Source organism: Chryseobacterium sp. FH1, from assembly GCF_000735135.1.
In the GTDB taxonomy this organism is placed as follows: domain Bacteria; phylum Bacteroidota; class Bacteroidia; order Flavobacteriales; family Weeksellaceae; genus Epilithonimonas.
The window spans coordinates 223,248-236,887 of the sequence record NZ_JPLZ01000006.1 but is presented as its reverse complement, the minus strand read 5'-3'; the positions used below and the strand labels follow the sequence as shown (position 1 = coordinate 236,887).

8 protein-coding genes are annotated in these 13,640 nt (G+C 35.7%); 7 read left to right on the top strand and 1 reads right to left on the bottom strand.

Features of this window, described 5'->3' with window-relative positions; genetic code table 11:
- Positions 1–9: 9 nt before the first annotated feature.
- The gene (locus IO90_RS08010; protein ID WP_034965645.1) at positions 10–3,024 is read right to left on the bottom strand and encodes a SusC/RagA family TonB-linked outer membrane protein; all 3,015 of its coding nucleotides are present in this window, start codon (positions 3,022–3,024) and stop codon (positions 10–12) included.
- A gap of 970 nt (positions 3,025–3,994) precedes the next feature.
- Here IO90_RS08010 and IO90_RS08000 point away from each other — a divergent pair.
- From IO90_RS08000 to IO90_RS07970, 7 genes are all read left to right on the top strand, one after another.
- Positions 3,995–4,243, top strand: a complete 249-nt coding sequence (locus tag IO90_RS08000; protein ID WP_034965642.1) for a transcriptional regulator — start codon at positions 3,995–3,997, stop codon at positions 4,241–4,243.
- Between the two features lie 303 nt (positions 4,244–4,546).
- Entirely contained in the window at positions 4,547–5,227 is a 681-nt protein-coding gene (locus tag IO90_RS07995) for a hypothetical protein (RefSeq protein ID WP_034965641.1), read from the top strand.
- 386 nt (positions 5,228–5,613) lie between these two features.
- A complete protein-coding gene (locus IO90_RS07990; RefSeq protein WP_034965639.1) occupies positions 5,614–7,428 on the top strand; it encodes a tetratricopeptide repeat protein in 1,815 nt (604 codons plus the stop codon).
- Between the two features lie 204 nt (positions 7,429–7,632).
- A complete protein-coding gene (locus IO90_RS07985) occupies positions 7,633–8,865 on the top strand; it encodes a DNA cytosine methyltransferase (protein WP_228374659.1) in 1,233 nt (410 codons plus the stop codon).
- Entirely contained in the window at positions 8,866–11,196 is a 2,331-nt protein-coding gene (locus tag IO90_RS07980; protein ID WP_034965637.1) for an ATP-binding protein, read from the top strand. It begins immediately after the preceding gene.
- The gene (locus IO90_RS07975) at positions 11,186–12,106 is read left to right on the top strand and encodes a hypothetical protein (protein WP_034965636.1); all 921 of its coding nucleotides are present in this window, start codon (positions 11,186–11,188) and stop codon (positions 12,104–12,106) included. Before IO90_RS07980 ends, IO90_RS07975 begins: the two co-directional genes overlap by 11 nt.
- A gap of 410 nt (positions 12,107–12,516) precedes the next feature.
- Positions 12,517–13,635, top strand: coding sequence for a DUF4236 domain-containing protein (locus IO90_RS07970; RefSeq protein ID WP_034965635.1), 1,119 nt, complete (start codon positions 12,517–12,519; stop codon positions 13,633–13,635).
- Positions 13,636–13,640: the final 5 nt, after the last annotated feature.

The window sequence follows — 13,640 nt, the reverse complement described above, 5'->3', positions numbered from 1 at the left end:
TTTCTGTAATTAAAAGGTGAGTTGAAATCCGAATGCATAGGTCTTCAGTGGCGGGAGGTATCCTGAGATGAGAAACTCCGGATCGAGCCCGAAATAGCTGGTCCATGTGATAAGGTTCTGACCCTGCACGTAGATGCGGGCCTCCCTTACAATACCTTTTGCTATTGGAAGCGTATAATTGACCTGTACATTCTTTAACCGAATGAATGATGCATCACCGACCGCGGCGGTACTGAATTTCAAAAAGTTTGTCAATGTGCTGGTCTCGGGATCGGCCTCAATGGCATATGGCATGATAACCCCATCCGTATTGTTCTGTGACCAGACATTTGTAAATGCCTGGGGCTGGTTGTTCATGCTTCCGGGCAGATTCATCTCCCTGAAATAGTTGGTCTGCCTCTGCTTCACGAACTGGAACAGAAACGAGAGAGAAAAGTTCTTGAACCTTATATCGTTCTGCAAACCCCCGAAGTAGCGTACCCCGACATTCTCGACGGTCTGGGCATCATCCAAAATGGTGATCTTGCCATCGTTGTTCGCATCTTTAAACCTGTATTTTCCTGTCTCAGGATCAATGCCCTGATATTCGAGAAGCTTGAGGATCGTGACAGGCTGTCCTATCACATACTGGTTTGCATAAGGGGAACCCTCCAAACCGGGGAATGCGACCAGCCTATTCCTTGGGAAGGAGATGTTGAGGTTTGTGCCCCACTGCCAATCGCTACTTGTGATGAACTGAAATCCGACCGTCTGCTCAAAGCCCGTATTTTCCACAACTGCACCAAGATTTGCGAGCACTGATGCAAATCCCGTGGTAGCAGGCAACTGATAACCTACAAGCTGGTTGGACGAAGAGTTCCTGTACCAAGCGGAGGTAAGGCTGACCCTGTCCTTGAATAGCGACCATTCCATTGCCACCTCCAATTTTCTGGTTCTCTCCCAAGAGAAGTTGGGGTTGAAAAGGCGGGATGGCGCAAAGCCTGCCTCGCCGTTGTAGCTGTTAAACGACAATGCGTAAGTATCCAGATACTGGTAGTCGCCGATCCTATCGCTTCCTGTAATACCGTAGCTTGCCCTGATCTTTCCGATGTTCAGCCACTTCGAGTCCCGCAAGAAGCCTTCTTCCGAAAAGATCCATGCACCGCCCAAGGCGCCGAAATTCGCATACCTGTTGTCAGGGCCAAATCTACTGGAGCCGTCCCGTCGGCCGGTGATGTTCAGGACATACCTTTTCTTGTACATCCAGTTCAGCCTTCCAAAGAGCGCGGCATATCTGTATCGGGTCTCATTCAGGTTCAGGATGTTGATCGTCTTGGCCGCCGCAATGTTCTCCAGAAGATCGTTGGAGGTGTACCCCGTTCCTCTCATGGATGATATTTTTGTGGTTGACTCCTGATAGGTGGCGCCAACAAGTGCCTCCCAGCTTGTATTGTCTGTTTTTGTATTCCAAGATAACTGCGGCTCGAAGAGGTATGAGGAGGATGACGACCTCCCCTGCGACGCCGTAGAATAGGCGGGGCTAGAACCTGACAAAAATGCTGGATTGTACATAGTATTCGGGGAAAGCGTGAGCTCGTCCAGATCTCTATAGTTCACCCCAGCGTTCAGCTTGACCTTCCAATTGCTCCAAAAACCATAGGATACGAGCATGGTCTGGTTGAGCTGGAAAGATCTTGCGCTGTACCTGCCATTCAAAGCGCCTAATGGATTGGTGAAGGTGTTGTTCTCCCAATTGAGGTTTCCGCCGGCATCGTAGAGCTCCGGTGCGTTGGGTGAAAGCAGAAGTGAGCGCCTGGTAAAGTCGCTGTTCATGGTATTGTTGCTTTGGAATGCCAAGTTGTTGGAAGAACCGATAGAAAAGTTGCGGTCGGCACTCTCGTAATTAAATTCGCTGTTCAGTATGTTGTTCTTGTTGTGGAAATCGGCGGGATACACCGTACCGTTGTCGGTGTGCGTGAAACCTACCCTGAAAGAGTTTCTGTTTCCGGCACCGCTGAGTGAGAGCTGGGTCATGCTGTTTTCCGACGTGTTGCCGATGAGCCTTCTCTGCCAATCGGTGTAACGGCTCCTGTCCCATATCCCGTTTATGTCATAGGCATTTGCAGGGATCGTTGTGATGCCAGTGTTCCGAAAGGCCTCTTCCCTCATATTGACGTACTGCCCTGTGTCCATCATCTTGAATCTGCTCGCGACACGACCGAGGCTGAGACTGGTGTTCAGGTTGAGCGTCAGTTCCCTTAACGAGGCTTTCTTGGTAGTGACGAGGATCACGCCGTTTGCACCTCGTGAACCATATATTGCGGTGGCGTCGGCATCCTTTAGGATCTCGATGCTTTCGATGTCGTTGGGGTTGATCGCGCTCAGGGGGTTGATGTTGCGAACCGGCTCGAAATTGACGGTATAGCTTGTGGGCAGTTGGCTATCGATGGGAAATCCGTTGATGACGTACAATGGTTCGTTGCCGTTGATCAGGCCGTTGGTGATGGATCGGAGACTATTTCGTCCCCTGATCTGCACATCGTAGCCACCTCCGGTATTGCCACCGATCTGCACAATGTTCACGCCTGCCATCCTTCCTTGTATTGCCGACAATGCATTGTTGACAGGCTGGTTTTCTATGTCCTTGGCGGTGACCTTGGCGATGCTTCCTGTACTCTCCCGGCCTTTGACCTTGTAGTAGCCAGCGTTGAGGATGACCTCCTCGATCTGGTTGTCCTGCCGTGCGAGATCAATGTCTATGGTTTGGCGACCGTCCGTGGTGACCGTCCGTTCTGGTAAGCCATGGTGTCTGAAAACCAGCGTAGGATTGTCACCAGATACCTGAACGGCATAAGCCCCGGAATTGCTCGTGACAACTACCACGTCTGTGTCCTTTTGGAATACGGAAACGCCCGAGACGGGTTTCCCATTGTCTGTGACAGTGCCGGTAATGATCCGCATCTGCCCTATTGCTACGCCTGAGACGAGCAAGGTGATGCCAAAAGCCAATTGGATATGACTTAGGCTGCAAAAGTTTTTTTTCATACTTTTGATAAAGGTTTAATTAGTTGAACTTGGGTTCTCCTCTGCACTACGTACACTCCAATATACTAATGGTGCTGGGAGGGCTTTTTTTTGTCGGATGTAAAAAGTACAATGTACTATGTATGGTGTATAAAGTATGGTGTATAAAGTATCAGGTATCGTTGTGGAAATTTTCTTTCCCCTGCCCTAAAGGGTGGAAAATTTCTAGCTCCGAACTTAAAGGGTGGAAATTTTTTCTCCCCGACCCTAAAGGGTGAAAAATTTCTTCTCCCGACCCTGAAGGGTGGAAAATTTCTTTGAGGATTTGAGTTTTCATTTTTGTTTTTGTTTTTTCGGATCGCTTTAGGGGAAAGCTTAATTGACATGGTAATACTTTCCCGCCAAAGACAATCCTTGAAATTAATTTGATTGAATGTAATTTTTTTGTGTTCTAATCCAATTTTTGAGGGAATTCTTTTCCTGGCTCTAAAGGAATTCTTTTCCCCGGCCCTAAAGGGTGGAATTCCTTTGCCCATCGCGCTGGAGGGTGGAAATTCTTGTTTAATATGGAATAGAACATTGCAAGTCCCGTGAAAGCTGTGAAGCCGCAATGGGTTGTACACCCCATTGTATCGTGTCGTGTTTGATACTACACTTTAGTATATTTTGGGAAGCGGCTTAGTAAGCGGAGAAAGCGGACAGCATTGGGAAACAAAAACGGCATGAAACTCTACAAATCCGAACTAGAGGTACTGGTATACCCTGAGACAGATAAGAGAGCTCACGCCTAGGTCGTGAGCTACAATACTTATCCTCTTGTCTCAATAAAATTACCAGTTTTCTAGTACAAGATTCTAAGCAATAGCTTCTATAATTCTTTGAAGTATCGCAAAGTTACATTACAGTAACTTATTTTACAAATATAGCAATATTTTATTATTGCGCACAGAAAACCGCACTATTTTTTTTCTCTTTCTTTTAATTTGCGCTAATGGAGAATGAGCAGGAAGTCATTATTGCTATTTGCAAATACGTATATACAAACTGGATTTCAAAAGCAAAATCACAGAGAGAGTTTGCGTCTAAATGTGATATAGAAGAAAGTACTGTTAGAAGAATTAAAAATATTGCACTAGGTACATCGAAAACAGAGTATAATATGTCAGTTAAAACGATAGCTAAAATTTGTCGTAAAAAAGAGATAACCTTAGAAGAATTGTTTCAAAATATAAAAAAGTAAAATCCTGACAATGTCAGGATTTTTTTTATAGTTACTTTGTAGTAACGCTTAGAACATTGTCTAAGAAGTTTTTAGGTATCTAGTATTCTTTTCTAATTAGTAAAATTGAAACTCCACTGGTAGCGAGGGCTGCTATGATGCTGTAGATTTTTTGGGTTTTCATATTTGTGCTTTTTATAAAGATAATAAAAGTTTTAAAAAATTTTGTTGAGAGTTGGTATTTTTGTTTTTAAAGAAGATTGTAAAAACTAACTTCTAATTCGTTACATTTGATAATGATACAAAATTTATCAATCTTCGAAAATGATTAAAAAATTACAGAAAATTTGGAATGATTCTGTGTGGAGCAAAGTTATTTCCGTGGGAATTTTATTTTTGATTACTTTAATTAACAATAAAATAGTCTCTATATCTCAAAAAATATCCTTCAAAGATGCATTTCTAAAATTCTGGAATTATCCTATTAAACTCTGGATTTGTATTGTGGTTCTAATAATTCTTTCACTCATTATGTGGATCTACTACATTTTAAAACAAAATAGAACATTCAAATATGATGACGATACAATTGAATTGGATTGTAATTTATATATGAAAATCAGAGATGAATTTCTTACTGAAGATATGATTATGAATGTGAAACAAAACATATTTTCAAGCAACGCTTTTTACGGTGAAAATCTATTCACTATCATTGAATTAACTGATGAAAACAGAAAAGCATATTTTGAATTTCTTAATCCAGTTTTAGAGGAGAAAAAGGAACAATTGCTTAAAACAATAGGAGAATTACGCTCTGTTACAGTAAATACAGTTAGTGGTATTCACGGAACTCCAGGATGGCTGTCGATTCCAAAAGAATGGGCTCATAGTGACAGAAAGAGATTTGATGATGCATGGAAAAATATTTCTTCGATTGAAAATGAATTGGCAATGAAATATGATGACTTTATCAAAACAGGTAAAAGAATACTAAAAGTCTAAAGTCAAAATCCCTATCATTGGAAAGAGCGCAAGTTAAATCATTAATGTAGATACAAAGTCTAAAACTGCAAAATTCGATATCAAAAATTTAAATCTTATTGCCATCGCTTGGAAGTTCAATAAAAGAATTTTTTTCTAACGAGCCAATAAATGAAATTAAATACGACGATATAAAAGAGATTGAAATAAAGAAAAAATCCTGACGTGAGTCGGGATTTTTTGTTTCACAAGATAAATGTTACCATACCTAATTAAAATTCAGTAAAAATACTGATTGAAAATTTTATCGTTGTATTTACTTTTGTTGTTTTACGGAAAACCGTAATGAGGACAAATGAAAAGTTGATATATTTGGTTCTCATAGTACACACTATTAGATTATTTTAATGAATATAAATTCATCCTCATGCAATGAAATAATTTGTAGGATTAAAAATAAGTTACAGAACAAAGAAGTTGCAATATTTTGTGGTGCTGGAATATCTTACAATTCCGGCCTTCCGCTAGTCAACAATTTACTTAAATACATTCTAAAAGTAATTGATGTCAATGAAAATGACTCAAAAATCCTCCTAAACTCAAATCTGCCTTTTGAGGCGTTCATTCAAACGTTATCAAATGAAACAAATATTGATGACATATTAAATATCTTTACAAAAGGACAGCCAAACGACAGCCATCAACTGATAGCTCTATTAATCAAATTGGGATTTGTAAAAAATATAATTACTACAAATTTTGATACATTAATTGAAGATGCATTGTTGGAAATGAAATTAATTAATAGCACTCATTATCATGTTTTTTCGTGTGATGAAGAGTTTAAAAATATTGATTGGAATGATGGTAATGTTAAACTTATTAAAATACATGGTTGCATCTCAAATAAAAAAGAAGTTGAAATAACTTTGGATCTAGTTGCACGTCAATATATAAGTCAAAATAAACATAAAACAATTTCATCCTTTTTTTCAGAAAAAATAAATCCTAACGTCCTTTTTTTGGGATACAGTTGTTCAGATCACTTTGATATAACTCCACAAATCCAACTCATTACTCAAAATCAAAGTCATATAATTTTTATAGAACATTCCTTTGATGAAAATAGTTGTGTTGTTGAAAAAATAGATTTTAAAAAGTATAACAATCCCTTCGATCTCTACAATGGAGTTAGAATCTATTACAACACTGATTTTCTAGTAAGACAATTGTGGGAACAGTTTTCGAGTGAAACTTTAAAAAAACATTTTTCTGAGCCTATAAATTGGAGTGAAAATATTAATATATGGATACAGAAAGAGTCTCAATATTCCTTAGCAATAAAAAATCAATTAGCAGCAAGGCTTTTCTACGATATTGGAGAATATAATATTTCTATACAAATATGGCAAAAAGGTCTCCATATAGCTCAAAGTGAAAATAATCAATTGTTTTTTTACGCTCAACTTGGTAACCTTGGAATGGCTTTAAATGCAACAGGTAGATTTCCGGAAGCTCAAAAATGTTTAGAAGAGTCAAGCAAAGTTTGCAGAGAAATAGGTAATACCCAAGGCGAAATTTCTCAATTACAAGCACTTGGTAGCGTTTACAGAAATCTCGAAGATTATGACAATGCTGCCAAAGCATTTGAACGAGCCGTATTTTTAGCTGAGAATTACTACGTAGAAAGTTTATGCCCTTCATTAGGAAATCTCGCAACTGTTTATAACCAAACCGGACAAGTCGAGAAGGCTATAAAAACCTTACAGAAGGGGCTACCAATTGCAAAAATAACAGGAAATAAACAATCAGAAGGTAGTATGTATACTAGTCTTGGAGTCGCTCTATTTAAAAAAGGTGACTATAAAACATCTAAAATCTTATTACAGAAAGGTATCGATATAACAAGACAAATTGGAGATAGACAAGGTGAATGCATGTCTTTACACAATCTAGCAAATGTCAGTTTACAACTAGGAGATTATGACAACTGCATAAAATATGCACATGAATGCTTGAAGATCGCTTTGGAAATCAACATTGAGCCAAGTCAAGGAGGATCCTATTATAATCTTGGGACGGTTCACTTATTGAAAGGAAACAAAGAATTAGCTGTAGAATATTTGAAAAAATCATTAGAAATCAATATGAAAATTTATGGGCTAAAGCATTCAAACACAATCTTTGCAAAGAAAATCCTTGATAAAGCAATGAATTCGTAATTAAGCAGAAATTCTTCTTATTGTTAAAAAAGCAAAGAGGAATTGCTAGAATACAAAGATATATTACTAAAATATAAATAAATTTTTTAAATATCAAGATTATAAAAAACATACAACACACAATAAAACATTCATTATCAGTTAATTATATTTTTTTTATTTAAGGTTTTTTTTAAATAGATTTATATAATATATTTGTATATTATGGCGACTAATACTATGGCTTCAAAAAAACTTTATATTGATCTCTTCGCAGGATGCGGGGGACTATCCTTAGGACTTCATAATGCAGGTTGGGAAGGCTTATTCGCAATAGAAAAAAGTCCAGATGCTTTTAAAACTTTAGAATTTAATTTAATCAACAAAAAAAAGCATTTTGATTGGCCTGATTGGCTTCCTCAACAAAACCATGAAATAAATTCAGTTTTAGATACTTACGTAGAAAATTTAAAATCTTTACGAGGGAAAATATCTCTCATTGCCGGTGGACCACCTTGCCAGGGTTTTTCGATGGCTGGCAGACGTGATGAAACAGATCAAAGAAATGATTTAATTAATTCATACATTAAATTTGTTGAATATGTTCAACCAAAAATGATTTTCTTTGAAAATGTGAAAGGTTTTACAATGGAATTTAAAAAAAACAAAGAAAAAGGAATTGCATATTCGTCAGTTGTAACAAAAAAACTACAAGATTTAGGTTATTTTGTTAAAGGTATGCTAGTTAATTTTGGTGAGTATGGTGTTCCACAAAAAAGAACCAGATTTATACTTATTGGAATTAAAAATAATATGGTAGATTCTTCACAAGAATTAGTTGATAATTTTTTCACATCTTTAAGTGCTAATTCATTTAGCTTCTTAAAAAGAAAAGGATTATCCAAAGACACTACATTAGAAGATGCAATTTCAGATTTATTGAAAAGTAATGGCACGAAAGAATCACCAGACACTTCAAGTTTTCAGGCAGGGATTTACAGTAGTAATAAAACTAATTATCAAGCTTATATGCGAAAAAACATTCGTAAAGAGATTGCTGATAGCCACAGATTCCCTAAGCATTTACAGTCAACATCTGACAGATTTAAAGTAATTTTAGAATTATCAAACAATAGACGAAATTTAGATTTATCAAAAGATATTAGAGAAAGATACAATTTAAAAAAACATACTATAATACCATTATGCGGAAGTAGTAAAAGCCCAACAATTACTACCCTTCCAGATGATTATATTCATTATTTAGAACCCCGAATATTGACGGTCAGAGAATATGCGCGGATTCAATCATTTCCTGACTGGTATGAATTTAAAGGAAAATATACAACTGGTGGTAAAAGAAGAACTCAGGAAGTGCCCCGCTATACTCAAATTGGTAATGCAATACCACCACTCTTCGCAGAACAATCTGGCTTAATTCTAAAAAGTCTACTCTAAATGCGAAATGAATTAAATTTTAAAATTAGTGCTGCGTTAAAAAATATAATAGGTCGTGATTTAATAAATGACGACTTTATTGCTGTGTTCGAACTTGTGAAGAATGCTTATGATGCACATGCTACTCAAGTAGATATAACATTTGAACATGATGCCGTCAGTAATAATTTTAACAAAATTATTATTTCAGACAATGGCAAAGGAATGAACTATTTTGATTTAGTAAACAAATGGTTATTTGTCGCTTATTCAGCAAAAAAGGAAGGTACCGAAGAGAATAATTATAGATACAGAGATAGAATTAAAGTTAAAAGAGCTTATGCTGGAGCCAAAGGGATAGGTCGCTTTTCTTGTGATCGCTTAGGTTCAAATTTGTATCTGGAAACTATTAAAGAAGAAGAGGAATCAAAAGTTGAAGCATTAATAACCGATTGGGAAAAGTTTGACAATGATTTAAATGACGAATTTATCAATATAAGTGTTCTACATGAAACATTAAGCAAAAGTTCATATGGAAAAACAAAAGGTACTGTTTTAGAAATTACAAATTTACGAAGTCTTTGGGATCGAGATAAATTATTAAGACTTAAAGGCGCATTAGCAAAATTAATAAATCCTAACAATCAAAAAGATGATGATAATTTTAAAATAAAATTAATAGTCGATGCTGAAAAAATTGAGGACAATTTAGTTTTAGAAAGAGGTAAAAAAAAGAAAAAAACAGAGGAATCCATTTACAAAGACATTGTAAATGGAGAAATCCAAAATTTAATTTTTGAAACATTAGATTTAAAAACAACAAAAATAGTTTCTAAGGTTTCTAATGATGACACTATAACAACTGAATTATTTGAAGGTGGGAAATTAGTATATTCTATTGTTGAGGAGAATAAAAATCTATACTTACATGATGTCGATTTCATAATATACTATCTTAATCGTTCATCAAAACTGACCTTCTCCAAAAGAATGGGACTACAACCAGTGGAGTACGGACATATTTTTGTATATAAAAATGGATTAAGAATATATCCCTATGGAGAGAGAGGAGAAGACCCTCTTAAAATGGATAATAGAAAAGCTCAAGGAACTGCAAGATACATTGGAACCAGAGAATCAATAGGATATATTGATATTGGTGGAGAAAACCAATCTTTGGTTGAAACATCGAGCCGTGGTGATGGACTTATTAAGACTCAGGCTTATCAAGAGCTATATCAATGGTTTTATACTACTTTAAGAAGATTAGAAAGATATGTTGTTGAAGTTTCAGATTGGGGAAAAGATTTATCGGAAGATGACTACATAAATTTGGATGAGACTGCTAAAGTGTACGCTTTACAAAACTTAGTGCAAAAACTAGCACGATCGCAAAATCTAATTTCCATTAATTACTCAGATGATTTATTCGAAATTCTGGAATTGAAAGAAGAAGATTCCACTAAAAAGATTCTAGAAGATATAAAAGATAGAGTAAACAATAAAGATTTTAATACGGACGAGATTATTTCTTCAGTCAGAAAAATTGAAAAAAAGTTAACCGATTTGAAAACCTCAAAGGATGAGGCAGAAGAAGAAACTTTAAGAACAATGATTGAAAATGAGAAATTAACCTCTCAAATTGATGCTGAAATAAAAAGAAATTTATGGACTAATTCTATAGTAGGAACCGATAAAGAAAAAATAATTGCCCTTCAGCACCAGATCTTTCATTCGTCCAGTAGAATTAACAGAAATATTGGGCTATTACTAAAACAGTTAAGAACAATTGAGGGGCATGAAAAGTTTAATAAGTTTCTATCTGTAATTTCATTGGAGTCAGCTAAAATAAATTCTATAGCAAATTATATCACAAAGGCTAATTTCAACTTGAAAGCTACTGAAATTAATGAGGATTTAATTGAGTTCACAAAAGGCTATATAAATGAAATTTACTTATCAGAAGATAAGGTTATCGACACTCCAATGAATCTGCAGGTTAATATTCAAGAAAACTTGAAATATAAGAGAAGGTTTATTCCATTAGAAATTACATCGTTAATTGATAATTTCATAAACAATTCCGAAAAATCAAAGGCTTCCGTTTTAGAAATTAACTTTGATTTGGAAAAAAACAATATTATACTTTCTTTTTATGATAATGGCAAAAACTACATCCCTGAAGAAAATTACGATAAAATTTTCGATTTAGGATTCTCAACTACAAATGGATCTGGTATAGGCCTATTTCAGATTAAAGAAATTATTAAAAAATTAAATGGAATTATATCAGTAGAATCAATTAAAAACGTTGGTACTACATTTAAAATAATATTACCCTATGAAAATTAATTACAGTATTTTGTGGCTTGATGATAAAAAATCTGATATAATAGAAGATAATTATGCAGAAGAACTCCAAGATTTTATTTTCAACGAAGGCTTTGAGCCTACAATTAACTTAGTTAGCAATGAGGAGGAATTTTTTAAAAATTTAAATGATTCCTATGACTTAATTCTTACGGATTATCATCTAAATGAATCAGGTGAAAGTGCACGAGACGGTGACAAAATTATTGAAGAAGTAAGAGAAAAGAATGTTTATACGGAAATAATGTTTTATTCTGCTCAGGGAGATGTCGCTGACACTATTAAAAAGGATAGAATTACATTTGTTGATACTAGAAAAATCACAGGAACAGTTCATTATGAAAAAATTATAGAAAAAGCTAAAGAGTTGTTTTTACTAACAGTTAAGAAATTTCAGCACATTGTACCAATGAGGGGATTATTAATCCAAGAGGCTAGTAATTTAGAAAATGACATGTTGGAAATTATAGTTAAATACCTACAAAAGAAAGACTCCCAAAATGTTAAAGATGCTATTTATACAAGTCTAATATCTTTTTATGGTGAAAAACACAGAAAAGCCACAGATTACAAAGACAAAAATTCGATTGGAAAAATTTTAAAAGATCCTCTACTTATTTCCTCTGCACAGAGAGCAATAGCAATTAGTCAAATATTGGACGATGAAGGAGTTGAAAATTTCATAGAGGAGCTTAAAAATGATATAATCAAAATGAGAAATGAATTTGCTCATGCAAAGTATGTCAAAGATGAAGAAACTGGGAATGAAAGTTTTATTACAAAATCCGGTGAACTTATATTTGATGCTGAATTATGCAAAAAAATTAGATTAGATTTAATAAAACATAAAAAAAACATAACAGATCTTGATATTCACATTGAGAGTTTATAGAATTAGATAATTAGGTCAAATTTGGTTAACTATAATAAAAATAATGACAACTATATATTTGAATGGAATGTATTGAATCAAAAACTAACAAATAGGGTGAAAATATTTACCAAAATCGGGGTTTTTTATTTTTAAAAAGGTCATTATCTTACGTTTCAGCCAACTTTATGTTATAGTGGAATCTATAAGATAGTATAATGAAAGAGTTCCTCGCAAATATCAAAACTTAAGAACATTTTTCAAAAATAGCACAGAAGCTATAAATTTCATTTTTGAAGATCAAACGCAATATAAGCTGGCGCTTTTCATTAACTGTTTGCAATTAATATTTTATGAGATACGGTTTTCCGTAAAAATTCTCAACAGCCGTGATTTAGATTTGTATACACAAACACTATTAGAACTATCTCATGGCTTGGTCTTACAGAAAAAGAATCAAAATTATCCCGGGAGTTCATTTGAATTTTGGCAAAAGCGGCATCTCGACAAGTATTGGCGTGAAAGGTGCGAGCCTCAATATCAAAGCGTCGGGAACGAGATTGAACACCAATGTTCTAGGATTTTCAAACTCATACAAAATCTCAGGTCCCTCATCACAAAGGACAGTCCCACAATCCAATTCTACTCCACAACCTTCGTACGCCGAGTTATCGGATAATATATTCAGTGCCGACCTGCATGAGATCACGTCTCAGAATATGGCCGGAATAAAAGAATCTATCCTGATGGCCCAACAGCAAAAAGCAGAACTGCAAACTGACCTCAGGAAAATGAAAACAGCTCTAAGCTACAGCAAAACCAAGAAAATTGCAAGCTACCTTTTCATCTATGGCCTGATCAACAAAAGCATTGTTCCAAAACTAAATGAAGACATCAATGCTCAAAAAGAGGCCATCAAGGAAACAAAACTTGTAATTGATAACTCGGCAGTCAACATAGATATCCAATTCGATGATCCCACGAAGAAAAAATTTGACCGCCTGTACAATGCTTTTAAAAATTTGAGTTCATCTCACCGGATATGGGATATTACGGGCGCACATTACCACAACCGAGTGGCGACGCGATCAAGCGCCAGTAAGCTGGTCAACAGAAGAGATGTGAAGTTCGGTCTAAGATCACTTCCCATCATCCAATCTAACTACGAGGCACTTTATTTTCAGAATATAAACGGAGCCGATCTGTATCTCTACCCCACCTTCGTCCTGATGTACACCAATGATCAAAACTTTGCCATCGTAGGCATCGATGAACTTAGCCTGACATTTTCATCCGTCAGCTTCACTGAAACCAGCACAGTTCCACGAGATTCAAAGGTAACGAGTAAAACCTGGGCAAAAGTGAATAAGAACGGAACGCCTGATAAGCGATTCAAAAATAACTATCAAATCCCAGTGGTTCGATATGGGAGACTTAGATTCTCCAACTCCACTGGTGTGAATGAAGAATATCAGATCAGCCATTATGAAGCTGGGGAAGAGTTTGGGAAGGCTTTTGAGGAGTATAGGAGGGTGTGCAAGGTGTTGTAAAAGCA

Excerpts from the sequence above, each read along its gene's own strand:
- IO90_RS08010 (WP_034965645.1), bottom strand. The coding sequence starts at position 3,024 with ATGAAAAAAAACTTTTGCAGCCTAAGTCATATCCAATTGGCTTTTGGC.
- IO90_RS08000 (WP_034965642.1), top strand. The coding sequence starts at position 3,995 with ATGGAGAATGAGCAGGAAGTCATTATTGCTATTTGCAAATACGTATAT.
- IO90_RS07995 (WP_034965641.1), top strand. The coding sequence starts at position 4,547 with ATGATTAAAAAATTACAGAAAATTTGGAATGATTCTGTGTGGAGCAAA.
- IO90_RS07990 (WP_034965639.1), top strand. The coding sequence starts at position 5,614 with ATGAATATAAATTCATCCTCATGCAATGAAATAATTTGTAGGATTAAA.
- IO90_RS07985 (WP_228374659.1), top strand. The coding sequence starts at position 7,633 with ATGGCGACTAATACTATGGCTTCAAAAAAACTTTATATTGATCTCTTC.
- IO90_RS07980 (WP_034965637.1), top strand. The coding sequence starts at position 8,866 with ATGCGAAATGAATTAAATTTTAAAATTAGTGCTGCGTTAAAAAATATA.
- IO90_RS07975 (WP_034965636.1), top strand. The coding sequence starts at position 11,186 with ATGAAAATTAATTACAGTATTTTGTGGCTTGATGATAAAAAATCTGAT.
- IO90_RS07970 (WP_034965635.1), top strand. The coding sequence starts at position 12,517 with ATGGCTTGGTCTTACAGAAAAAGAATCAAAATTATCCCGGGAGTTCAT.